The sequence below is a fragment of the Pseudomonas sp. R3-18-08 genome, assembly GCF_003852065.1.
In the GTDB taxonomy this organism is placed as follows: Bacteria; Pseudomonadota; Gammaproteobacteria; order Pseudomonadales; family Pseudomonadaceae; genus Aquipseudomonas.
This window is the reverse complement of the sequence record NZ_CP027729.1, coordinates 2375768-2399695: the sequence shown is the minus strand read 5'-3', so window position 1 is coordinate 2399695 and position 23928 is coordinate 2375768. Positions and strand designations below refer to the sequence as shown.

Annotated in this window: 22 protein-coding genes and 1 pseudogene; 15 read left to right on the top strand and 8 right to left on the bottom strand. The window is 60.4% G+C overall.

The features are described from left to right. Window positions 1-2: 2 nt before the first annotated feature. Window positions 3-464 (top strand): LEA type 2 family protein, encoded by a 462-nt coding sequence (locus C4J92_RS11185; RefSeq protein WP_124370363.1) that lies wholly within the window; start codon window positions 3-5, stop codon window positions 462-464. Window positions 465-595: 131 nt separating this feature from the next. Here C4J92_RS11185 and C4J92_RS11180 read toward each other — a convergent pair whose 3' ends face one another. Continuing rightward, entirely contained in the window at window positions 596-1522 is a 927-nt protein-coding gene (locus C4J92_RS11180) for a carbon-nitrogen hydrolase family protein (protein ID WP_124403861.1), read from the bottom strand. Between the two features lie 92 nt (window positions 1523-1614). Here C4J92_RS11180 and C4J92_RS11175 point away from each other — a divergent pair, with 92 nt between their 5' ends. After that, the gene (locus C4J92_RS11175) at window positions 1615-2514 is read left to right on the top strand and encodes a LysR family transcriptional regulator (RefSeq protein WP_124405794.1); all 900 of its coding nucleotides are present in this window, start codon (window positions 1615-1617) and stop codon (window positions 2512-2514) included. Here the strand turns inward: C4J92_RS11175 and C4J92_RS11170 are convergent. Then, on the bottom strand, window positions 2507-2761 hold the full coding sequence (locus C4J92_RS11170; RefSeq protein WP_003190904.1) for a hypothetical protein: 255 nt from the start codon (window positions 2759-2761) through the stop codon (window positions 2507-2509). The two genes, C4J92_RS11175 and C4J92_RS11170, sit on opposite strands and share 8 nt — an antisense overlap. Before the next feature lie 162 nt (window positions 2762-2923). On the opposite strand from C4J92_RS11170, the gene C4J92_RS11165 reads away from it, so the two are divergent. Beyond that, the gene (locus C4J92_RS11165; RefSeq protein ID WP_124362397.1) at window positions 2924-3244 is read left to right on the top strand and encodes a YqjD family protein; all 321 of its coding nucleotides are present in this window, start codon (window positions 2924-2926) and stop codon (window positions 3242-3244) included. A gap of 32 nt (window positions 3245-3276) precedes the next feature. Here the strand turns inward: C4J92_RS11165 and C4J92_RS11160 are convergent, their stop codons facing one another. Next, the gene (locus C4J92_RS11160; RefSeq protein ID WP_124403860.1) at window positions 3277-4314 is read right to left on the bottom strand and encodes an Ldh family oxidoreductase; all 1038 of its coding nucleotides are present in this window, start codon (window positions 4312-4314) and stop codon (window positions 3277-3279) included. 178 nt (window positions 4315-4492) lie between these two features. Here C4J92_RS11160 and C4J92_RS11155 point away from each other — a divergent pair, with 178 nt between their 5' ends. After that, window positions 4493-9613, top strand: coding sequence for a dermonecrotic toxin domain-containing protein (locus C4J92_RS11155; protein ID WP_124403859.1), 5121 nt, complete (start codon window positions 4493-4495; stop codon window positions 9611-9613). A gap of 20 nt (window positions 9614-9633) precedes the next feature. On the opposite strand, the gene C4J92_RS11150 is transcribed toward C4J92_RS11155, so the two are convergent. Continuing rightward, complete coding sequence (locus C4J92_RS11150; RefSeq protein ID WP_016979404.1) at window positions 9634-9903, bottom strand: PepSY domain-containing protein; 270 nt, start codon at window positions 9901-9903, stop codon at window positions 9634-9636. 140 nt (window positions 9904-10043) lie between these two features. Between C4J92_RS11150 and C4J92_RS11145 the strand changes: the two genes are divergently transcribed. The 8 genes and pseudogenes from C4J92_RS11145 to C4J92_RS27455 all read left to right on the top strand — a co-directional run. Continuing rightward, window positions 10044-11039, top strand: a complete 996-nt coding sequence (locus C4J92_RS11145) for a FecR family protein (protein ID WP_124403858.1) — start codon at window positions 10044-10046, stop codon at window positions 11037-11039. Window positions 11040-11331: 292 nt separating this feature from the next. Continuing rightward, complete coding sequence (locus C4J92_RS11140) at window positions 11332-11781, top strand: hypothetical protein (protein ID WP_124403857.1); 450 nt, start codon at window positions 11332-11334, stop codon at window positions 11779-11781. Further along, window positions 11781-12329, top strand: a complete 549-nt coding sequence (locus C4J92_RS11135) for an adhesin (RefSeq protein WP_124403856.1) — start codon at window positions 11781-11783, stop codon at window positions 12327-12329. The genes C4J92_RS11140 and C4J92_RS11135 overlap by 1 nt, the downstream gene beginning before the upstream one ends. Before the next feature lie 68 nt (window positions 12330-12397). Beyond that, window positions 12398-13135 (top strand): hypothetical protein, encoded by a 738-nt coding sequence (locus C4J92_RS11130; protein ID WP_124403855.1) that lies wholly within the window; start codon window positions 12398-12400, stop codon window positions 13133-13135. Between the two features lie 61 nt (window positions 13136-13196). Beyond that, entirely contained in the window at window positions 13197-13877 is a 681-nt protein-coding gene (locus tag C4J92_RS11125; protein ID WP_124362391.1) for a C39 family peptidase, read from the top strand. Window positions 13878-13914: 37 nt separating this feature from the next. Next, on the top strand, window positions 13915-14661 hold the full coding sequence (locus tag C4J92_RS11120) for a hypothetical protein (protein ID WP_124403854.1): 747 nt from the start codon (window positions 13915-13917) through the stop codon (window positions 14659-14661). 48 nt (window positions 14662-14709) lie between these two features. After that, complete coding sequence (locus C4J92_RS11115) at window positions 14710-16011, top strand: autotransporter outer membrane beta-barrel domain-containing protein (RefSeq protein ID WP_124403853.1); 1302 nt, start codon at window positions 14710-14712, stop codon at window positions 16009-16011. Between the two features lie 81 nt (window positions 16012-16092). After that, window positions 16093-16188: pseudogene (locus tag C4J92_RS27455) on the top strand (N-acetyltransferase); the annotation flags it as partial. A gap of 48 nt (window positions 16189-16236) precedes the next feature. Here C4J92_RS27455 and C4J92_RS11110 read toward each other — a convergent pair. Then, window positions 16237-17562, bottom strand: coding sequence for a sigma-54 dependent transcriptional regulator (locus tag C4J92_RS11110; RefSeq protein WP_124403852.1), 1326 nt, complete (start codon window positions 17560-17562; stop codon window positions 16237-16239). Between the two features lie 322 nt (window positions 17563-17884). Between C4J92_RS11110 and C4J92_RS11105 the strand changes: the two genes are divergently transcribed. Beyond that, a complete protein-coding gene (locus C4J92_RS11105; protein WP_124362387.1) occupies window positions 17885-18145 on the top strand; it encodes a hypothetical protein in 261 nt (86 codons plus the stop codon). 54 nt (window positions 18146-18199) lie between these two features. Here C4J92_RS11105 and C4J92_RS11100 read toward each other — a convergent pair whose 3' ends face one another. Genes C4J92_RS11100 through gnd form a run of 3 tightly spaced genes read right to left on the bottom strand, consistent with a single transcriptional unit; the run spans window position 18200 to window position 21524 of the window. Continuing rightward, window positions 18200-19024 (bottom strand): HAD family hydrolase, encoded by an 825-nt coding sequence (locus C4J92_RS11100; protein WP_124403851.1) that lies wholly within the window; start codon window positions 19022-19024, stop codon window positions 18200-18202. Further along, window positions 19021-20544: a glucose-6-phosphate dehydrogenase gene (zwf, locus tag C4J92_RS11095; RefSeq protein WP_124362385.1), complete on the bottom strand. Its 1524-nt coding sequence runs from the start codon at window positions 20542-20544 to the stop codon at window positions 19021-19023. Before zwf ends, C4J92_RS11100 begins: the two co-directional genes overlap by 4 nt. Continuing rightward, a complete protein-coding gene (gene gnd, locus C4J92_RS11090; protein ID WP_124403850.1) occupies window positions 20541-21524 on the bottom strand; it encodes a phosphogluconate dehydrogenase (NAD(+)-dependent, decarboxylating) in 984 nt (327 codons plus the stop codon). Before gnd ends, zwf begins: the two co-directional genes overlap by 4 nt. A 257-nt stretch (window positions 21525-21781) precedes the next feature. Between gnd and C4J92_RS26970 the strand changes: the two genes are divergently transcribed. Beyond that, window positions 21782-21958 (top strand): DUF6026 family protein, encoded by a 177-nt coding sequence (locus C4J92_RS26970; protein WP_163003427.1) that lies wholly within the window; start codon window positions 21782-21784, stop codon window positions 21956-21958. Window positions 21959-22112: 154 nt separating this feature from the next. Further along, entirely contained in the window at window positions 22113-23855 is a 1743-nt protein-coding gene (locus C4J92_RS11085; protein WP_124403849.1) for a phosphoethanolamine transferase CptA, read from the top strand. Window positions 23856-23928 lie beyond the last annotated feature (73 nt).

Genomic DNA, 23928 nt, shown 5'->3' with positions numbered 1-23928 from the left:
GTATGCGCAAGCTCATGGTTCTATCGCTGTTGCTACTGACCTTGAGCGCCTGCGCGCTGTTCCCCAATCGCGATCCGGTCAACATCAACGTGGTCGGCATCGAACCCCTGCAAAGCCAGGACCTGGAAGTACGCTTCGCCGTGAAGCTGCGGGTGCAGAACCCTAATGAAACGCCAATCGACTACAACGGCGTGGCCCTGGACCTGGAGGTCAACGGCCGCCCATTGGCCTCGGGCGTCAGCGACCAGGCCGGCAGCATCCCGCGCTTTTCCGAAGCCGTGCTGATGGTGCCGGTCAGCGTTTCGGCGTTCACCGTATTGCGCCAGACTTTGGGCTTGAGCCAGACCCAGAGCTTGAACAACCTGCCCTATGTACTGCGCGGCAAACTGGCGGGCGGGCTGTTTGGGACGATGCGCTTTGTCGAGCGGGGCACGTTGGATTTGCCCAACACCGCCACTTGGTAAACGGCGGGCGACAAACGCTGAAGATCCAATGTGGGAGGGGGCTTGCTCCCGATGGCTGTGTACCAGTCAGCCTATCTGCAACTGACCCACCGCTATCGGGAGCAAGCCCCCTCCCACATGTTTAACCGCGTTTAGTCAGTGATATAGCGCACGCCCGGCCTGGCGCGTTCATCCACCACCAATTCGAATATATCCGGCCGGGCATAATGCCCCACCACGTCGTAGTCATACCTGGCCCGCACCAACTCATCGGTATCGATCCGCGCTGTCAGCAGGCCCGCCTCACCCACCAGCGGCCCGGCCAGAATGTCTCCCATCGGCCCGACAATCACGCTGCCTCCGGCAATCAACGGTCGATCCGCCGGCCAGTTGGCGACCTCCACGCCCAACGCCGCGGGCGATGCCTGTACCTGGCAGGCGCTCACCACAAAGCAACGCCCTTCATGAGCCACGTGGCGCATGCTTACTTGCCACATCTCGCGTTCATCCACGGTCGGCGCGCACCACACCTGTACGCCCTTGGCGTACATCGCGGTGCGCAGCAGCGGCATCATGTTTTCCCAGCACACCGCGCCGCCAATCCGCCCGACTGCGGTGTCGATCACCGGTAACGTCGAGCCGTCGCCCTTGCCCCAGATCAGCCGTTCGGTGCCGGTGGGCATCAGCTTGCGGTGCTTGGCCACAAGCCCGCCCATGGGTTCAACGTACAACACGGTGCAATACAGGGTGCTGCCACTGCGCTCGATCACACCGACTACCAGGCTGGCACCCGTGCGCGCGGACAACCCGGCCAGCGCATCGGTCTCGGCGCCTGGCACATCAATGGCATTGGCAAAGTAGCGGGCGAAGGCTTCGCGCCCTTGCGGCAGGCGGTAACCCAGTTGCGTGCCAAACCCTTCGCCTTTCGGATAGCCGCCCAACAAGGCCTCCGGCATCACCACCAGCTGCGCGCCGCTGCGCCGAATTTCGTCTTCATAGGCGAGTATCTGTTCAAGGGTTTCGGCCTTGCCGCCCGGCAACGAACCCATTTGTAAGGCGGCCACAGTAGAAACAGGCATCACGGTCACTCCAAGTCAGTGGGGGTTGCCCATTCTCCGGCCAAGCAGGATCATGAATAAAGCCCACCTCAGTGCTGAATGATATGAGCCAAATCAATATCGCCCAGGTCGACCTGAACCTGCTCAAAACCTTCGAAGCCCTGCACGACGAATCCAGCGCCAGCCGCGCGGCGTTGCGCCTGGGGGTTACGCAATCGGCCATCAGCGCCGGTTTGCGGCGTCTACGCGAGCTATATGGCGATCAGCTATTTGTGCGCACGGGACGTGGGTTGGCGCCGACTGTACGCGCCAATCAATTGAAACCGGTGATCAGCGAAGCGCTGGACCGTTGTCGGCAAAGCCTGGCGATGATTGATCCACAGAGCCCGAACTATCAGGGCCGTTCCGTGGTGCTGGGCCTGTCGGACGACTTCGAGATTGCCTATGGCCGTCGCCTGATGGACAGCGTCGCACAGCGTCTGCCGAAGCTGCGGGTGATCTTCCGCCAGACCCACAGCCAGATCGTCGCCGGCGCCCTGCTCGACCGCAGCCTGGACCTGGCGATCACCGCCGGCGGGTTTGCCGAGCGGCGCCTGAGTCGGCAAGTGCTCGGGGAAGGTGACTATCGCTGCCTGGTGGATCCGGACAGCCTGGCGCCCGGCCAGCAACAGCTCGACCTGACGGAGTTCGTCGCGCGCGAACATGTGCTTGTGTCGTCGGGTGGGTTTATCGGCATTACCGATGAAGGCTTGGCGGCGCACGGCTTGAGCCGCCAGGTGTGCGCGTCCACCAGCCACTTTGCCGCCTTGGCGTTTCTGCTCAAGGGCAGCGCGGCGGTGGCGACGATCCCTGGGCATGCCGCCGAGGCCATCGCCCGCCTGACCGGCTTGCGCGTACTGCCCTGCCCACTGGCGTTGCCCCGCTATCCGGTCGAGCTGGGCTGGCGCACCCAGGCCCAGCTCGACCCCTTGCTGTTGAAGGTTCGCGAGGCAATCGAGGCGTGCTTTATTTAGCCGCGGCCATCAGCTTGTTGACTTCGCTGCGCACCATGTTGGAAAACTCCGGCGGCGACATGCCGTCCAGTTCCGCGCGCACCCACTCGGCCCATTTGCCCTTGCGCTTGGCGCGCTCGCCGAACAAGCGCGCGGCTTCGCCCTTGGCCTTGCCCAGGTTGGTTTGCCACAGGTCGTAGAGACGCGACTTTTCATCTTCCAGCTCGGCGCGTTCGGCGAGGGTCTTGTTGGCGAGATTGAAGCTCATGTTGAATTACCTGCTGCACAAATAGGTGACATCTTACACTGTAGGTCGAAAAGACCCGATTTCGATTTTGCCGCAAATGGGTAGCCGGCAAAATAACTGCAACTTTTGCCCGCGCCCGATACTCCATTGTTCACTGCCACTTACACTTGCAAGGAGTCACACATGGCCCGCAAAACCGCCGCCCAATCTGTCGAAGATCAAATCAAGGATCAAGCCTTCAGCGAACTGACTTCGCTGATTGAAGAATCCGACAAACTGCTCAAGAGCAGTGCATCACTGGTGGGTGAGGAAGGCGAAACCCTGCGCGAGCAGGTCGCCATCAAACTCAAGCAAGCCCTGGACTCAGTGTCCAACGTCCGTGAGCGCAGCAAGCCAGTAGTCGATGCCACCGAGACTTATATCGGTGGTCACCCCTGGCAGACCGTGGCGATTTCCGCAGGCTTTGGCCTGGTGGTAGGCCTGCTGCTCGGTCGCCGTCACTGATAAGTAGGGGCTGCGCCCAAGGCGCAGCCCCTTCAAACCGCAGCCAACGCTTGCAGCTGCTGCAGCTCCTGTACCTCAAGTTCAATCCCCGTTTCCTGCGACTTCGCCCGTGCGCGATGCCGCCGATCTCCCGGCAACCGCCGCAACCCCGCCGCATGCATCTGCCGCACCAGTTCCTGGCTGCGCACAGCAAAGCTTTGACCGGCGGTTTTGCTCGGGTCGATCACGATCAGCAGCTGGCCCGTCCACGGCGTACGCGCCCCCGGATGATCAGCCCAACTGAATTCGAACGAAAAATGACCGCCCGTTAACGCGGCCGCCAGCAACTCGACCATCATCGACAGCGCCGAGCCCTTGTGCCCGCCAAACGGCAACAGTGCGCCGCCTTCCAGAATGGCTTTAGGGTCCTGGGTCGGCTGGCCCAGGCTGTCTACGCCCATGCCCGGAGGCAGGCGTTCGCCCTTGCGCGCGGCGATCTGCACGTCGCCATGGGCGATGGCGCTGGTGGCCAGGTCGAACACGATCGGCGGGCCGTCGGCACGCGGCGCGGCAAAGGCAATGGGGTTGGTGCCGAATAACGGGCGGTCGGCACCATGGGGCACCACGCAGGTCATGCTGTTGACCACGCTCAAGGCCACCAGCCCTTCTTCGGCGAAGGGCTCGACATCCGGCCACAGGGCGGCAAAGTGATGGGAATTGTGAATCGCCAGCAGCGCGATGCCGGCGCTACGGGCCTTGTCCACCAGCAACGCTCGCGCCGCTTCAAGGGCGGGCTGGGCAAACCCGCTACCGGCGTCCACCCGCACGAAGCCGGACGCGACATCGGTCACCACCGGCACGGCCTGGCCATTGACCCAGCCACTGGCCAGGCTACTGAGGTAACCGGGGATGCGGAAAATGCCGTGACTATGTGCGCCGTCTCGCTCGGCGCTGGCGCAATTGTGCGCCAGGATCGCAGCCACTTGTGGCGAGGTGCCGTGCTTCACGAACACCGCTTGCAGCAACCCAACAAGGTCGTTGAAACCGATGAGCGCTGTCGCGTTGTCAACTATCGGGGACTGGGCAGACATCTGTAGCTCCGATTTTGTAATTGGAAGAGGCAACAAGAATCCAGACCGACGATTAAACAACGCCTTCCGTGCCTGCTGTCAACGGGCGCTTGACGTCTGAGCCAGTTATCTACCGCAGCACGCCCGCCGCCGCCCTCTACGTTGACGGTTCATAACCGCGCAACAATGGAGATGCCGGATGGCGAATGTGACCGTGCCCTACTTTTTCGATGAATTCCTGCATCCTGTCAGCCGCAAGGAGCCCACGCCACGGGAGCGTGCGCTGGGCTTCACGGTGAAAGATCTGAATTGGCTGCACACGCTGTACTACGCCACTGACACGGCACGCAGGGACACGGCCTTAAACGAGTACCCCATGCTGGTGGAAAGGTTGCTGATCAACCCCACCGGCAAACACCCCACCCCACTGGCAGGCGCCTTTGTCATCAGCCCGACGCCGGACGAGGCAAAGGCCGTGCTCTACACCCCGTACACAGGGCTGGAGTTGTTCGACAGCCACACCGCCCTGCTCAATGAAGTGGACGAGCGGCTGAGACAACCTGCACAACGCAGCGATTTGCTGCGCTTTTTGTCTATCGACGAGCAGGATGCGCTGCCGCTGGCGGTGCGCCTGACCGCGACCACCTCCGTCATCCAGGGTGCGGTGATGGAGGACCAGCAGCAAGCCATCCTGGACGGCCAGCAGAAAAACGTAGCAGTCATGCTCGACGAGTTGCGCAAACTCCCAAGCCTGCACGGGATGCTCGACACCTTGCTCGGCATCATGGCCCGCCCCTATTTCCCGGGACTGAACCAGCGCGATACACGGGTGAGCTTCTTCAGCCGAGAGTCGCCCGCAGAAGACCGTCGATGGGTCACCTCCGAGCCCCTGCGCGATGCGCTGTTGCGTTTTTATGTGAATCACGCGTGGCCGACGGAGCAGACGCATACTTTTTCCAATATCGGTCTCGACACCGCCGCCCATACCCCGGAGCAACAGGCTCAAGACCAGCAGCGTTGGGACAGCGTGATCGAACAAACCAGCGGCATACTTTCAACGTTGTTGAACAGCCTGTTGCAGACCTACTGGAACGAGGACTTCAACGGCCGCCAGTCACGCCGACGCTTTTTCAGCCGGGTTATCAGTGACAAATGCCGCGTTGACCTGCTGTTCAAGCAACAGGAAATGATTCTGACCGCCGACCAAAGTCAAAAACTGAGGACGCTGTTCCTTCCCGACCAAGCCGCGCGTACCGCCTCCGACAATCGGCTGAGCGTAGAAAAGGTGCGCATACATGCGCCGTTTCAACATTACGTCGATCTGGCCAGCACCCTGATGATCAGCAATTCCCACGCTTACCTCTACACCCAATCACGGGGTTTGCAGGTACTCGCAGACCTGAACGACCTTAACGATGCCCTGTTGAGCATGCTCAAAACCGCAGGACACGAAGATGAGCTGCTCAATTTCCTGTCCGTGGATGAGCGCAGTGTGTTTGTCGGCATGGATCACATTCAGGTGACCGGCAAGCCCGTCGCTGGCGATGTGTTCCAGGAAATCATCGAGGACATCATCGCCAAGCAATTCGACAACCTGGAAACGGCGCTGGGGCTGTTTCGGCGCAGCGCGGGCGGCGTCGACCTGGCCGCACAAGTCGAAAGTGCCCTGGACGTACGGACCATGCTCGACAGCCGTTTGCTGGAGCAGGAGACGGACGGGCGCTGGAGCGTCCATCCCATCACCACTGACAGTGGCCGCCCCACCACGGTCCAGGCGGAAAAGTCCAAGTTGCACCTGCAGCGATTGCAGGCGATCGAGGCGGCAATGGCCGAGGAGCGCGGCCGGTATCTGACCTTGCGCGAACTGGCGGCCCATGCACTGGACGCCGAGTTGGCCAAGCGCCAATTGGCGCTGAAGGCCGACGAGGTTCATATCAATACCTACCCCACCCAGGCCCTGGAGCGCGAAATCCGCCCGCCCCTGGCCTCATCGAGCATGGTCGAGCACTTCATTGCCCGCCTGGCCCGGCAAACCGATGCGCTGAGCGAGTCCAGCCTGACCTGGTTCTACGGCGACCGCCATGCCGGTGTCGCCTATAAGCTGCATAACCTGAGCATCGCGACCTTCAATTCGATCATCGAGCGAGTCCTGGGCACGTTTGCACGTGACGACCTGCGTGCACTGCCCAATCTCCTCCTGGAGAATAACCAGGCGCACCTGAGTCTGGGCATGTTGCAGGGTTTGAGCGGTGAGGCGCAGTTGAGACGGCTGCACAAGAGTTTGCCGGCCCAAAGCCTCGCCCTGCTGGACAGCGTTCTGAACGCCAACAGCATGACCCGGATGACCCGTCACGGCCTGAACGGGTTCATACCGGATGCCTTTGGCCTGACCCTCAAAACCGGCGCGCAGAGCACGCCTCAGGCCCTGGCTAACTGTTTTGTGCTGACCGAACGTGGCGGCACGGACCCCGTTCATTCAGGAACGGCGCTGCTGTGGACGCCACGTAACGGCTACGAGGCCTATGGGTCGATCAAGGCCCTGCGCCAAGCAGTGGAGCAACGCTTGCAAGACCCCCTGAAGCGATTAACCCTGCTGGAGAATCTGCCGATCTCCAAGCGTGTCCCCCATCAGGCCTGGCAGCTCGGCCCACTGCGGCGTATCGACGACCACCTGCTGCACGACCGGCAACAGAGTTACAGTGACTTCACGCGAGACGAGATAGACCATTTATTCTCGATGAAATTAAACGCAGAGCGCTTTCAGGACTGCATGGACAGCATCATCCGCCGGGCACCACCAACCAACCTGCCCAGGTCCATTGCCATTGCGCGGGCCCTGATCAACCTGCAAGCGCTGCCGGTATGGCTGGGCATGGCAAGCCCCCGCGAGCAACGCCTGCACGCCGAACTGCTCGAGCAATACCGCATCAGCGCGCCGGACGAGCGTGACTACCTGCACAGCATCACGCCTCTGCGCGACGCGGCCAGGAGCACCCTTTCAACCTTGCTCGATAAGCGCTTTCCAGGGCAATCGATCAACCCGGACAACGTACTGATACCGAGTCGTATCGACTTGAAGGGCAGCGCGCAGACCCTGACCGACTTCGCCCTGCGGCACTTGCCCGAGCTGCACGCCGAAGACATCAAGCCACTGTCGCGTACAGCCACCGAGCTACCGGCGGGACTGGACGGCGATGCCATCGTGCAACTGGTTCGACAACTGGACTTGAAAGGCATCTTCCAGAAGCAACTGACCACTGACCTCAAAGGCCAGTCCGAGGATAGCCGCGAGCGTCGTCAATTGTTCTGTCGGCAATTGCCCTGGCAGTTGCTGCACTATGCCCATCAACAAACCCTGGATGAGCGGCTGTCCGCGTCGGCCTGGGGCTTCATCCAACACATCTTCGATATGCCTGACGCGCTGGCGCGTGCCGCCGTGCCGGGCGTAACGGCGATCATTCGGCCCCTCGATCTGGTCGCCACCCCAGGCGCGGCGCGGGTCAAGGCGCTGGGCTGCTACTTGATCGGTCCCAAGGCCGGCGCTTCGGGCCCCCTGATCCTGTACGCCCCCTACAGCCCCACACATGGCTTGAAGGAATATGCCAATGAAGCGGCGTTCCTCAACGAGTTGACCACGCCCGGTGCGCTGCAGGACTGGGTAGTCGGCCAGTTGGAGGCGCCCGAGCAAGCCACTTACCGCAATTTGCTCAACGAAAAACCGCGCCATGAGCGCTCGGAGATCAGTTTTGGGGCAACGCCTATCACCGGCAACCTGCTCAAGCGGCTGTTTGAAGACAATGTCGAGATGCTCCTGGGGATGCTCACCTCCCAGTTCTCGCGATCAGGCCAGGCAGCATGGGATGCGGTCACCAGCCTGCTCACCCAGGAAATCCCCAAAGGCCTGCAGTTCCTGGCCGGCAAGCTGGCCTACCCGTTGGCGGTGTGGCGCAGCTACAAACTGTTCAAAACCTCCGCCGAAGACTTGCAGCAACACCGCTGGCAAAAGGCGCTCACGGCCTTTATCGGCGGCGTGGCCGAGCTGGCATCCTTGCGCGAGGCGCTGGACGGGCTGCTGCCGCAGGCGCCCGCCGCAGAGGAACAGGGCAAACAGGTGGGTGTGGATTTGACAGCACCCGGCCGCACGCAGCTGCAAGCACTGGAAGCCCACGACATCGCCTTGGAAGACCTGGAACTGAGCACGCAAATTCATCTGTACAGGGACAAGACCGGCACCCGGCATTTCGTGCCGTTGGCGGGCAAGGTGTACCCGGTGAAAAGTGCCGGTGAGCGTTGGCGCCTGAACCAGGGCGAACTGCAGGGCCCCTATATACAACGCGACGCCCAGGGCGCATGGGTGCTGGACCTCGACCGGCATCATCCACTTTACGGCAAAACGTTGAGTCGCTTATCAGACAAGGTTCAGACGCGAGGAGCCGAACGCGACTCCATCAATATCCAAGCGGTGGGGATGAGGCAAATTGCCGCGTTATCCAGTTGGAAAGCACAGTGCATTGATGAAGCGCTCAACGTGGCGACTTATTACACGGTCACCTGTAAACGCAACCTCCTCCACTACGCGACACACCTGGATCCCCTGAGCCGGCTCGGGCGGTTTTTCGGTGAGTTGTTCGGCGTGGTCACATTGACGCTCGATCAGGTGGGAAGAATCGAGCGGCGCATCGATGAGGTACTCAACGAGTTGACCAACCACACCTTGATCAACCCCGATTCACAACGTTTTGTCTGCGGCACCCATCGCTACAATCCGCGACAGTCCTTTGCTTTCGTGATTCCCAAGGATGCGGGCCAGAAGATCTATTTGCTGGACCGCTTCTTCGACCCGCCCATGGACATCTATCAAAATCATCTGAACATCCCCTTCGACATCTCGGCCCATGCACGAGCGACCATATTGATTCACGAGATAACCCATCTCAAATCCCAGACCGAGGATCTGGCCTACCTGGACAGCATGCGGCCGTTCCCAGACCTGATCAAAGTCAGCACCCCGCGTACCAAGCTGATGCAGACCGACCTTTCGGACCTGCGCTTAAACGCGCTGTCCCTCATGACGCCGGTCAGGCTGCTGTTCAAGACATGGGACGATTTCAGTCAGGAATGGGAAGACTTCGGCAGCAGTCACGCTACGTCGGCGCAAAAGGCAAAGGTACTGAGCACCACCGGTGGCCGAACGCTGGATGACGCCCGGTCGATCTTCATGAGTAATGCCGACAAACGTATCGACACGATCCTGGCCAATGCCGACTCCGTGACCTACATGATCAGTCAACTCGGCCGAGAGCTGGATGCGGGAGCCTGAACAGGCTCCCGGCGGGTATATCAGTCTTTCTGGTCACGCAGGATATTGCCGGAAGCGCCATCGATACGCGCCTCGTACACGGTGCCGTCAGACTTGCGGCCTTTGACCTCCCAGTAGCCATTGTCGTCGGCTTCGGCCGCGTACACCTCAACGTAGCCGGCCTTGGTCTTGGCCACTTCAATGGCCTTTTCGATGGTGATCCAGCCCGCGCCAGGTTTATCGGCCAGGGCGGCGCCCGCACTGAGCAGCGCGGTGGTTGCACACAGGGCGACTAAGGTTTTCTTCAGCATGTTCGTACTCCATTGTGGGAATGTGCTGATTTTTAGGTCGAGCCAAACAAGAATAAGTTCCAATTGATGCGCAATTGCCATGACGGCTGTTCTCGCTGTCCGCCTCGGGAGGTTAGAATGTGCGAAATCAGGATGAGTTAATGAGCGAAAAGTCCCTTACAGAAGCCGAATATGACGCCATCACCGACGCCGCCGCGCATTGGTGCATGCGCATGCATGCGGGCGACTGCACGGCGGCGGAGCGTCAAGCCTTTACCCAATGGCACGATGCGCATCCGCTGCACGCTTTCGAATACGCCGCCATGCTGGAAATCTGGGAAGTCGCTGACCACCTGCCCCGCAGCCCGGCGCCGCCGCTGGTGTTACCGTTCAAGCCACGCTCGCGCTGGCGCACTTACGCGGTCGCAGCCGCGATTTGCCTCGCCGCGTTGCCCCTGGCCGCGTTCACTGGCTGGGAAGCCGGCTGGTTGCCCAGTTCCTATAAGCGTTTCGAAGCGGTCAACGGTTTGCGCAACATTACCCTTGGCGATGGCAGCCAGGTGGAGTTGAACCTGGGCACCGAACTGGTCTACAGCGACTACAAGGACCAGCGACGCGTTACGCTGAAAAAGGGTGAAGCATTTTTCAAGGTCAGCCATGACAGCGCCTACCCCTTCATCGTGCGCGCAGGGGAAGGCCAGGTGCGGGTGACCGGGACTCAGTTCAACGTGTGGAAATACGAAGACAAGGTCCGGGTGATGCTGCTCGAAGGCTCGGTGCAGATCGCCAGTGACAACCTGCACCCCGGCGTACAACTGAGCCCGGGCATGCAGGCCAGCTATCATCAGGGCGACACCACGCCCGAGGTCCAGGCCTTCAACCCCAATGACAGCGCGCTGGCGTGGCGCACGGGCAAGCTGGTGCTCGATAACCTGGCCCTGGCGGACGCACTGCCGCTGATCAACCGCTACCTGGACAAACCCGCGATGCTGGCGGACGCGAGCACCGGGACCATTCGCATTGGCGGTATCTATAACCTCAGTGAGGTCAACAACCTCATCCCTTCCCTGCCCAAGGTGCTGCCGGTCTACCTGACCCAGAACCAGGATGGCAACCCTGTACTCAACTCCATTCCGCGTAAAACGCCCAAAGGCTGAGCCTGCGGCTACCTGTCCATTTTTGAAACACCCAACTGCGCTATATCGCCCAGTGGCTGCGGATTCACGGTTTTGTCATGGGCACTGTTTCATCAGTGATACAACTGGCGCGAGCGGCGGAGCATATCGCGCCGCATGGCGACTGTCTCACCCGTGAAACACCCCAGCCGGTCGATCCTCCAGCGCAACTCGCAATACACTGAATCCAGAAGAAAAATAAAAAGCGGCACGCCTTCTGCTCTTTCCCTGACAGCGCTGTTTAGGGTCAGCGTGAATAACAAGGACTGCCGCCGTGAACGCACTCACTCATGCCTCGATAAACGCACTGCTGATCAGTTGCGTGCTCAGTGCCGGCGTCAGCCTGCCGAGCCAGGCGGGTGATGGCGTGATCGTGACAGGGCGCACCGTGCAAGGTCATATGTACGGGCGCACCTCCCTTCCGGACCCCTACCCCAACACTGCCAACGCCAACCCCAGCAAAGAAGTGAACAGCGCTATTTCCGGCGAACTCAGCGATGTGGACATCGGCGGTATTCGCAGCGGTTCGAGCCTTGCGCGTTCCCTCCAGCCCAGCGCTAATCAGGCGGGCTTGAGCGCCACGCAAAACGGCATGTCGACCCTGGGCACCGGCGCAGCCGCCGGCCACGGCGCGGGCAGCGGCATGGGTGGGCAGATCAGTGATTCGATCCAGCGCGGCATGAGCCCCTTGAATAACCTCGGCAGCATGATGGGGGGCAAGTGATGAAGCGCCTCGTGCTGATGGTGGCGCTGCTGGGCAGTGCGTCGACGATGGCAGACAACACTGCCGTGATCCAAAGCAGCGGCACACAGTACGAGGGCGTGCTGTCGATCAACCAGGCGGCCGGTAACCAGCAACAGATGTCCAACAGCCGCGCCATTGTCCTCGGCGGCCAGGCCACCAACCTCAACATCCAGAAACTCGACGGCAACGTCGACCCGTCCTTGAACGCCAAGGCGGCGATCCTGGGCAGCTCTTTTACCAACGGCAACGGCGTACTGGGCATCAACCAGTCGGCCGGGGCCAATAACCAATCGATCAATGCCGTGCGGATCAGTCTCAATCCTGGCCCGCAAAGCATCGATGACAGCGTCCTGTTGCAACAGAACACGACGCAGTTGACCGACTCAGGGCTCACCCCCACCACTGGCAGCCGCCAGGTCGTGACCAGCGACCAGGCCTTCACCGGCAGCCGAGGAGTGATTCAGGTGAACCAGAGTGCCGGGGTGGGGAACCGAGTGGCTAACACCCTGGGTATCACTATCAAGTGAACGCTTGGTAGCACTGGCTGGACCGTACCAACACTTAACCCAACTAATCAGAAGCAAGGAGAAACACCATGAAACCTCAAATGGCTCTGAAACCATTGGTTTTCGCTCTCGCCGCGCTCATGGCTGCCGCCGCTCAAGCAGGCGGTGGCTGGCATCCGGCGCCTCAACCTAGCGGTACTGTTGCCGCTGTGGTCACTGATGTGCAAAAAAGCCAGCACAACAAATTCGACGACACCAACACCGAAAACAACGCCTCTGCCGACGGTTCGGTCACCGGCAACAGCGGTAACGTGGGCGTGAACGTGCAGTCGGGTTCCGGCAACCAGGCTGACAACGCCGGTGCCATCTCCAGTGCCAAGGGCGACTTTGCCACCGTGTTCGCGGTGATCGATGTGGATCAAGGCAGCAGCAACAACAACTTCGTCAACAAAGGCACGCAAAACAACGCCTCCCTGGACAACTCGGTGAACGGCAACTCCGGTAACGTGGGTTACAACGGCCAGGCCGGGCAAGGCAACCAGGGTAAAAACAACCTGGCGATCACCACCGCTGACGGCAAGAACATCGCAGCGGCTTCCAACACCGAGCAGAACTCGCTCAACAACAGCTACCTCAATAGCGCCACCAGCAGTCATGGCTATGGCAAACCGCAATACGTGTCCAACAACGCCAGCCTCGACAATTCGGTTAACCGCAACTCCGGCAACGTGGGTGTGAACCTGCAGTCCGGCGCCGGCAACCAAGGCAGCAACAGCCTGTCGATCGGTCAAGGTTGCAGCGTCTGCGCCAGTGGCGTGCGCTTCTGATCCAACGGGGCCTTGGCGACAAGGCCCCTTTTTATTCCAGTGTCCAACAGGTCATTCGATCATGCGCCTCGCGACCCTCACCCTCCTGATGTTACTCACCGGCCCCGCGTGGGCAGGCACCATGGCGATCTCCGCCATGCCTGGCGGTGCGGTGATTTTCAAGAAGGTCGAGAGCATCCGTGAACGCCGGTTCGCCAACCTGGTGGAACAGAAAACCGATTTCAGCTGCGGTGCCGCGGCACTCGCCACCATCCTGCGCCAGGCCTATTGGCTGGACGTCGACGAAGATCACCTCATCAAAGGCATGCTGCTCACCGCCGATCAGGACCTGGTGCGTACCCAGGGCTTTTCCATGCTGGACATGAAGCGCTACCTCGAAAGCATCGGCATGCGTGCCCGGGGTTACAAGATCGCGCCAGACACCCTGATAACCGTGAAAATCCCGGTGGTGGTGTTGCTGGAAATCCGTGGCTACAAGCACTTTGTGGTGATGCAGCGGGCCGATAAGGACTGGGTGTATATCGGCGACCCGGTGCTGGGCCATAAGCGCTATTCGCGGGATGACTTCGTCAAGGGTTGGAATGGCATCGTGTTCGCCGTATTGGGTGAAGGCTACGACAAGAGCAACGTGTTGCTCGACCCGCCTGCGCCGCTGACCGCCAAGAACCAGTTGAACGAGTTCCGGCCCGTAGGCGACGCCGAGCTGATGGATTTCGGTTTTATCCAGAGCGACTTCTTCTAGAAGCGCAATAAGGAGCAGGACGCTCCAGGAGCAAAAGATGAACACTTCCCGTTGGCTGACGGTTTTGTGTCTGGCAGCCTCGATGCCCGCTTATGCTTCATCGGGTTTCAAACCGATCGAACTCAAGGATTCGGAAATGGCCGAGCTGCGCGGCCGCTATGTGATGCCGGGGCGAATCATCAGCTTCGGCATTGTCATGAGCAGCACCTGGACCAATGCGGTGGGCGACAGCATCACCGGCAAGGCCAGCCTGCAGCTCGACAAGGCCACCATCACCCCGCAGTTCTACGTACAAACCACCGGCTCGGCGGGGGCTGGGAGCAACCAGGACATCGGCGCCGGCAATGTGGTCGGCGGCGCGGGCCTTGGCAGTGGCCAGGGTGTGATCCAGAGCGTGCGCACCGCCGGCGATGGCAACACCGCCCACAACACGGTGGGCATCAACGTCACCCAGGACGGCTTTGCCCCTGCCAACATTGTGCAGTCCGGGCAGGTATTGGTGGCCGGCGGCACAGTCAACGGCGACAGCCCGGCAGGTCATGTCAGCGTGTCGGCCAACCATGGCGGCTTGCAGATGGCGATCCAGGCCAACCACAACCAAGGCAACAGCCTGCAGCAGATCGGCGGCGGGAATGTGCTGCAAGGGACGGTGCTGACCGGCAATAGCAACTTCGTCAACAACATGACCCAACTCAACGTCGTGATGAACAATAACGGTTTGAACAACGGCGCGTTGAACTGCAACCTGGATCAACTCAAAGGCCTACGCACGCTCGGTTATTGAACTACGCTGACCCTCGACACTTACGCATCAAAAAGGACGGCTTATTTCATGCATAGATCGATATCGCTCCGCGCGGTGGTCTGTTTAAGTACGCTCTTGCCCGCCTCCGTGCTGTATGCCGCACCGGATGCCGATATCGAAACCCTCAAGCGGGAACTCCTGGAACTCAAGCAACGCTACGACGTGCAGCAAAAGGCCCTGGCCGTGCTGGAACAACGCGTGCGCCAGGTGGAAGATCAACCGCAGACGCCAGCGCCCAGGCGCCTGGCCAAATCCCCCGCCGACTTCAAGAAAGGCGCTACCGCCGTCGCCGGCACGGGCGCGGCTGCGGCATCGGGTGGTGCAGGCGGTGGCGGCAGCTCCTACGGCCAGTCACTCAAGGACGACTCCGCCCCCGCGCAAAGCGTGAGCAACCTCTACAACGAGGCCAGCGGCTTTTTCGGCAATGGCAAGTTCAGCCTCGAAACCGGCGTCACCTATGCCCGTTATGACGCGCGCCAGCTGACCCTCAACGGCTTCCTCGCGCTGGACTCGATCTTCCTCGGCAACATCAACCTGGACCGGATCAAGTCCGACAGTTGGACCCTGGACCTGACCGGGCGCTATAACGTCGACAATCGCTGGCAGTTCGACCTCAACGTGCCGGTGGTCTACCGCGATTCGACCTATCAGTCCGGCGGCGCCGGCAACGATGCCACGGCCACCTCGGAAGGTTCTGTCACCCGCGACCCGACCATCGGCGACGTCAACTTCGGCGTGGCGTACAAATTCCTCGATGAAACCCCCACCCTGCCGGATGCGGTGGTATCGGTACGGGTGAAGGCGCCGACGGGTAAAGAGCCGTTTGGCATCAAACTGGTCAAGCAGCCCAACAACGACAACCTCTACCTGCCGGAAAGCCTGCCGACGGGCAATGGCGTCTGGTCGATCACGCCGGGCATTTCCCTGGTCAAGACCTTCGACCCCGCCGTGCTGTTCGGCTCGCTGTCGTACACCCACAACTTCGAAGACTCGTTCGATGACATCAGCAGTGAAGTCAATCAAAAGGTCGGCGGCAAGGTGCGCCTGGGTGACAGCTTCCAGTTCGGCGTCGGCGTAGCCTTTGCGCTTAACGAGAAGATGAGTATGTCGTTCTCGGTATCGGACCTGATACAGCGCAAAAGCAAACTCAAGCCCGACGGCGGCGACTGGCAGTCGGTGGTCTCCAGCGATGCCAACGCCGGCTACTTCAACGTGGGCATGACGATTGCCGCATCGGATAACCTGACCATCGTGCCGAATCTGGCGATCGGGATGACCGATGATGCGCCGGACTTTACCTTCAGCCTGAAATTCCCGTATTACTTCTGATTGAGAGCCGTGCGCTTTAAATGTGGGAGGGGGCTTGCCCTAATGCCAGTCAGTTAAGAAGTAGCAGGAGCGAGAATTAACTTGTGGCGAGGGAGCTTGCTCCCGCTGGGGCGCGAAGCGGCCCCAAACAATGGGACTGCTGCGCAGTCCAGCGGGAGCAAGCTCCCTCGCCACAGGTTCGGTGTCGCCTTAACTGACTGGCATTAGGGCTTGCCCCCGATGGCCCTAGCGAATCTGGTGTTTATGCAGCAACCGGTAGAACGTCGGCCGCGAAATGCCCAGCACGCGGGCGGCGACGCTGAGGTTATCGCTGTGCCGATGGAGCACATCACACAACGCCTGACGTTCGGCGCGGTGTTTGTAATCTTCCAGTGTCGCCATCGGCGGTGAAGCCGCCTGCTCGCCTTGCAGTCCCAGATCCACCGCTTCGATCTGGCGCCCTTCGGCCAACACCAGGCCACGGCGCACGCGGTTGGCCAACTCACGTACATTGCCTGGCCACAGGTGCTGCCCCATCGCCACCAATGCATCTTCGCTGAAGCTGCGCGGGCGGCGGCCGGTTTCCTGACTATAAAAGCGCGAAAAGTGATTGGCCAGCATCGCCACGTCACCATGGCGTTCACGCAAGGGTGCCGTGACCACTTGCAGGACGTTCAGGCGGTAATACAGGTCTTCGCGGAAAGTGCCCTTCTCGACAGCGGCCTCAAGGTCTACGTGGGTAGCAGCCAGCACCCGCACATCCACCGGGATAGGCTGGCTGCCGCCGACGCGCTCGATCTGTTTCTCCTGGAGAAAGCGCAACAGGTTGGCTTGCAGTTCCATCGGCAGGTCGCCGATTTCATCGAGGAACAGCGTGCCACCGTGGGCGGCCTCGATGCGTCCGACCTTGCGCTGGTGCGCGCCGGTGAAGGCACCCTTTTCATGGCCGAAGAGTTCGGATTGGATCAGGTGTTCCGGAATCGCCCCACAGTTGATCGCCACAAACGGCTTGGCGTGCCGCTGAGATTGCCGGTGCAGGGTTTTGGCTACCAGTTCCTTGCCGGTGCCGCTGTCGCCCCGAATCAGTACCGGGGATTCAGTGGGCGCCAACTTCGACAACAACTTGCGCAGTTCACGAATGGGCCGGCTGTCACCCAGCAGCTCATGCCCAGGCCCACCCACCGGGGGGTTACCCTTGCCGCGCAGACGCGCCATACCGAAGGCGCGTCCCAAAGTAACCTGCACCCGCGACACGTCGAACGGCAAGGTGTGGAAGTCAAAGAACCATTCGCAGACGAAATCGCCGACGTTCTGCAAACGTAATACATCCTGGCTGAGTACCGCGATCCACTCGGTGCCGCTACGGCCAATCAGTTCCTTGACCGCTTCGGGGCGCTCCAGATGACACGGCTGCAAGCGCAGCAGGCCGACATCGCAGGACCTGTCCCCCACCGCTTCCAGGGCACAGCTGTCCACGTCCCATCCGACCGTGCGTAAGCCCGGTAGCAACCCATGGCAATCCGCACACGGGTCGACCACCAGCAAGCGGCGTTGGACGGGGGACACAATCATGAATATTCCTTGGCGTCAGAACATTAACGTTATTAGAAACAACAGTTTGTGATGACTGACAGGAACCTTATCAAAATATTGACGCAGCCTTTGTAACCATTCGCTATAAGTGCGGGCAAAAAGCCACCTATTTTTGAACGGTTAACGCCTGGGTTAAGCTTTTAAAACAGCCACTTACATGACGTTAGTCAGGAAACATTAAAATTTGTTGCTCTAGCATGTGACCCGTACCCCACCATCGCGCATCAGTACAAGTAACCCACCGCACGGTCAGCCCAACCGCCGGTACTCACTTGAATGGGCATAGAGAGAGACGACCCACATGAACGCTCCGCTGCGCATCAACGAAGCTCTTTTGATTGCAGACCGCGCTTTCCAACCCTTTCAGTGCGTGGCCTGGCACGATGGCAATGGCGCCCTCAGCCTGAGCGTCATCGACCGCACCAATACCCGCATCGGCAGCAAACAGCTGTCCTCGAACACTTACACCGACCCGGCGCAACTGGAAAACCTGTTGTTGCAGGCGCGTGCCGAGCTCGACAAAGATGGCTACAAGTTGCAGCAGTGGGCAATGCCCAAGTAAGTCGACAGGTTAACTTCCGATCACGGCACTCGCGTGATCGGAAGTTGGACTTACTTATTGCGCGGACAGAATAAATCGCTCGAACGCTTCAGCAGCGCCGTCTTCGACATTACTGCCGGTGACGACGCTGGCCTGACGCTTGACGGTTTCTTCCGCCTGGCCCATGGCGATCGATAAACCGGCCACCTGGAACATCGCCGGGTCGTTGCCGCCGTCACCAATGGCCGCCGTTTGCGCAAGCGGCACCCCAAGGTGCGCCGCAATGGTCTTCAAGGCCTCGCCCTTATTGGCCAGCATCGCCGTCACATCCAGGTAAACCGGCTGCGAACGCGACACCTGGGCCAAGCCCTGGACCTTGGGCTGCAATTGCGCCTCCAGCTCCACCAGCAATTGCGTGTTGTTGCTGGCGGCGACAATCTTGTCGACCCGATCCAGGTACGGCTCGAAACTCTCGACCACCACCGGCCCATACCCCAGGCCATCGGCTTCGCGCTGCACCATCGGCCCTGGCGGGTCACGACGCAGCCAATCGCCGTCGGCGAACACCCACACTTCCACATCCGGCTCGGCGGAAAACAGCGCCAACGTCACCAGGGCTGCTTCCGCCGGCAGATGGTGGGCCACCAGGATGCTGCCATCCGGGTTAATCAACGTGCCGCCGTTGAAACCCGCCACCGGCACGTCGATGCCAAAGGTCTCGATCAAATGCAGCATGGCCTTGGGTGGCCGCCCGCTGGCCAGGCTGAAAAACACCCCGGCCTCACGCAACGCGCGCACCGCATCGGCGGTGCGCTGGCTCAGGCTGTGATCCGGGTGCAGCAACGTGCCGTCCACGTCACTGAGGATAAAGCGGATGGGATGAATCGCTGCATCACTCATCCGAGGCTGTGCCAAGTGCGGCCATCACGGGCCAGCAAGGTGTCCGCCGCCGCAGGGCCATCTTCGCCGGCCTTGTAGGTCTGGATACCGTCATCTTCTTTCCAGGCATCCAGGAACGGCTGCACGGCACGCCAACCGTTCTCGATGTTGTCGGCGCGCTGGAACAAAGTCTGGTCGCCGGTCATGCAGTCGTAGATCAGCGTCTCGTAACCCGTCGAGGGTTGCATCTCGAAGAAATCCTTGTAGTCGAAGCCCAGTTCGATATTGGCCATCTCCAGGGTCGGCCCAGGCTTTTTCGCCAGCAGGTCGAACCACATGCCTTCATTCGGCTGGATCTGGATCTTCAGGTAAGTGGGCTTGAGCTCGTCGACCTCGGTGTCGCGAAATTGCGCGTAAGGCGCCTGTTTGAAGCAGATCACGATCTCGGTGTCGCGGATGCTCATGCGCTTGCCGGTACGCAAGTAGAACGGCACGCCGACCCAGCGCCAGTTGTCGATCATCACCTTCAGCGCAACGAAGGTCTCGGTGCTGCTGTCGGGCGCGACGTTGGCTTCTTCACGGTAACCCGGCAGCGACTTGCCGGCGATTTCACCGGCGGTGTACTGCCCGCGAACGGAATTGGCCCGCGCATCTTCCAGGGACCAGGGGCGGATTGCCCCCACCACCTTGGCCTTCTCCCCGCGCACCGCGTCGGCACCGAAGGCTGCAGGCGGTTCCATGGCAACCATGGCCAGCAACTGGAACAGGTGGTTGGGCACCATGTCTCGCAGGGTGCCGGTTTTTTCGAAGAAACTGCCGCGGGTTTCCACGCCGACCGTTTCCGCAGCGGTGATTTGCACATGATCGATGTAATGATTGTTCCAGAACGCTTCGAACAGCACGTTGGAAAAACGGCTGATCAGGATGTTCTGCACCGTTTCCTTGCCCAGGTAATGGTCGATGCGATAGATCTGTTTCTCGCTCATCACCTTGAGCAGGCACGCATTCAAGGCTTCGGCGGAAGCCAGGTCGGAACCGAACGGTTTCTCGATGACCACGCGGCGAAAGCCCTCCTCGGTTTCATTGAGCAACCCGGCGCTGCCCAGGCGTTGCACCACTTCACTGAAGAAGCGCGGTGCGGTCGCGAGGTAGAACACGGCATTGGCGGTGCCGCTGTCGGCAATTTTCTGCGCGATATCCGCGTAGGTGCTGTCGTCGAGGAAGTCGCCCTCGACGTAGCTGATGCCTTTGGCCAACTGGGCCCACAGGTGTGGGTCCAGCGCATTGTCGGCATTCCCCCGGACTTTGCTGGCCGCCTCGGTGCGAATGAAATCCTCGAGCTTCTTGGCAAAGTCCGCGTCGCTGACGGCGTTGTGATCAACGCCCACGATACGCAGGCCATCGCCCAGCAACCCGTCGCGGCTCAGGTTGTACAGCGCCGGCATCAGCAGGCGTTTGACCAGGTCGCCATGGGCGCCAAACAGGAACAATGTAGTGGGTGGAGCGGGTTCGGCCTTGGGTTTCTTGCCGTTGGCGGTCATTTTTTGGAAGTCTCCACGTGGCCGCCAAAGCCGAAGCGCATGGCCGAGAGCATTTTGTCACCGTAGGTGCTCTGCTGGCGCGAACGGAAACGGGCGAACAGCGAGGTGGACAGCACCGGTACCGGCACCGCTTGCTCCATGGCCGCTTCGATGGTCCAGCGGCCTTCGCCACTGTCGGCCACGGAGCCGGAGTAGCCATCGAGTTTCGGGTCGGTGGCCAGGGCATCGGCGGTCAGGTCCAGCAGCCACGACGACACCACGCTGCCACGGCGCCAGACTTCGGCGATGTCGGCCACGTTCAGGTCAAAGCGCTGATCTTCCGGCAGGTTTTCCGAGTTCTTGGTCTTGAGGATGTCAAAACCTTCGGCAAACGCCTGCATCATTCCGTATTCAATGCCGTTATGGATCATCTTGACGAAGTGACCTGAGCCCGCTGGGCCAGCATGGATATAACCCTGCTCGGCACGCGGGTCGGCAGAAGCCGAACGGTCCTTGGTGCGAGGGATGCTGCCGATACCGGGGGCGAGGCTCTTGAAGATCGGGTCGAGGCGCTGCACGGTTTCAACGTCGCCGCCGATCATCATGCAGTAGCCACGTTCCAGGCCCCAGACACCGCCGGAAGTGCCGACGTCAACATAGTGCAGGCCCTTTTCCGCCAGGGCCTTGCCGCGACGCACGTCGTCCTTGTAATTGGTATTGCCGCCGTCGATGATCACGTCACCGCTTTCCAGCAGCTCACTGAGTTCATTGATGGTGTCTTCGGTCGGCGCGCCCGCCGGCAGCATTACCCATACCGCGCGCGGCCTTTGCAGGCCGGCCACCAGGGCCTCCAGCCCGGCGACGCCGGTGGCGCCCTCCTCGCTCAAGCCCTTTACGAATGCTTCATTACGGTCATAAACAACGGTGGAATGCCCATTGAGCATCAGGCGCCGCGCAATATTACCGCCCATGCGGCCTAGTCCGATAATCCCCAGTTGCATGTGCTGATGCTCCTAACTGCAAAAAAATGTGTGACATAGTTTATAGCGCAATGAGGCTAATGAGGGTTAGTCCAGAGCGGATCCGTGTAGTTTCATGGCAAAAAAATTGCCATCATTTCACCATCATCCCTGCAAAAGTCACACGACCACCAAAAATAAAAAAGTTCCCTTGATGTGAAAAAGAATTCAGACTTACCTCCGACTGTTGCCGCGAACCGATTCGGCAGCGCCGTTGACCGCTATTTGCGAGGTAAGCAATGAGCACAGCACAGATGACCCGACCGCCTCAGACCCTCTACGTCAGCATCCGCCGCGATGAATTGCGCCAGTTGAAGGACGAGCGCGATCAGTTGCAACAGGAAGTCCTGCGTCTGCGTTCACATCTGCAGGCCCAGCTTGAACTGCCGTCCGGCGCCAAGCCCGCGCTCTGCTGACCCGCCCTGGCGAGCCCGTAAGGCAATACCTACAGAAAACTCACAAAGTTTTCACACACTTATCCCGATACTCCCGCCCGCGATGCCGCTCACTTTCTGGGCGGCCCGATGTTGCGCGCCTGTGCGCGACGATTATTTTCTGATGGGGCGCTGGATGGCGATGTTCAAACGCAGCACGACGACTGCGAAAGGCTTTGATTGGGCCGGCCTTGGCTGGTTATTCCTGTTTTTCTGGTATTTCTCTGGGATTACCCAACTTCTTATCCAACTGACCGGCACGTCCGGCTTCAGTGGTTTCCGCCAGGCGTTCTTCATGAGTGCGCTGTGGCTGGCGCCGATGTTGCTGTTCCCCCGGCAAACACGCCTGCTCGCTGCCTTGATCGGCGTGGTGCTGTGGGCCTGTTCCATGGCCAGCCTGGGTTATTTCTTCATTTACCAGCAGGAATTTTCCCAGAGCGTCATCTTCATCATGTTCGAGTCGAACATTTCTGAAGCGGGCGAATACGCCACTCAGTACTTTGCCTGGTGGATCGTGCTGGCGTTCATCGCCCACACCGCCTTCGCGATTTTCTTGTGGACACGCCTGCGCCCGGTGTACTTGCCTCGCGGCCAGTCGATCGTGGCGGCGATCGCCATTGTATTGGCCGTGGTCGGCTACCCGCTGGTCAAGCAGATCGCCACCAGCGAAACCATGGAACTGGCCATCGACCGCTTCGAAACCCGGATCGAACCGGCTGTGCCGTGGCAGATGATCGTCGCCTACCGCCGTTACACCGAACAGCTGGACAATATGCAAGGCATGCTGACCAGTGCCAGCCAGATCCCACCGCTGAAGAACCTCAAGGACAGCATGGCCGGCCAGCCGTCCACCCTGGTGCTGGTGATCGGCGAGTCAACCAACCGCCAGCGCATGAGCCTGTATGGTTACCCGCGTAACACCACGCCGGAACTGGACAAGCTGCGCGACCAACTGGCGGTGTTCGACAACGTCATCACGCCGCGCCCGTACACCATCGAAGCGCTGCAGCAGGTACTGACCTTCGCCGACGAAGAAAACCCGGACCTGTACCTCAAGACGCCGTCGATCGTCAGCGTGATGAAACAGGCCGGCTACAAGACCTTCTGGATCACCAACCAGCAAACCATGACCAAGCGCAACACCATGCTCACGACCTTTTCCGAACAGGCCGACGAGCAGGTGTACCTCAACAACAACCGGAACCAGAACGCCCGTCAATACGACGGCGATGTACTGGCCCCGTTTTCCAAGGCCCTGGCCGATACCGCTGAGCGCAAGTTCATCGTGGTGCACCTGTTGGGCACGCACATGAGCTACCAGTACCGTTATCCGCAGACGTTCGACAAGTTCACCGACCGCCAGGGCGTGCCGCCCGGTGTCAGCGATGCGCAGCTGCCGACGTACAACAGCTATGACAACGCGGTGCTGTACAACGACTTCGTGGTGTCGAGCCTGATCAAGGACTACGCCAAGACCGACCCCAACGGCTTCCTGCTGTACCTGTCGGACCACGGCGAAGACGTGTTCGACTCGGCCGGCCATGACACCCTGGGCCGTAACGAAGGCAAGCCGACCGCGCCGATGTACACCATTCCCTTCATGGCCTACGCCTCGCCCAAGTGGCGCGAAAGCCACGATTGGAGCTTCGCCGGCGACCTGCAACGGCCTTACAGCAGTTCGCAGTTGATCCACACCTGGGCGGACCTGGCAGGTTTGAGTTTCGATGAACTGGACCACAGCAAAAGCCTGGTCAGCGACAGCTTCAAACCACGCCCCTTGCTGATCGGCAACCCTTACGAGACCAAGCAAAAGGCGTTGATTGATTTCAGTCTGATCAAGCCGAAAAAGGCCGACAGCACCGACGTGGTGGCCAAGTAACCAGCGGCTCGTAACAAGAAGATAACAATCATTCTCGTTTAAACCTAAAGATCCGCGCCTCCTTTCGTCTTTG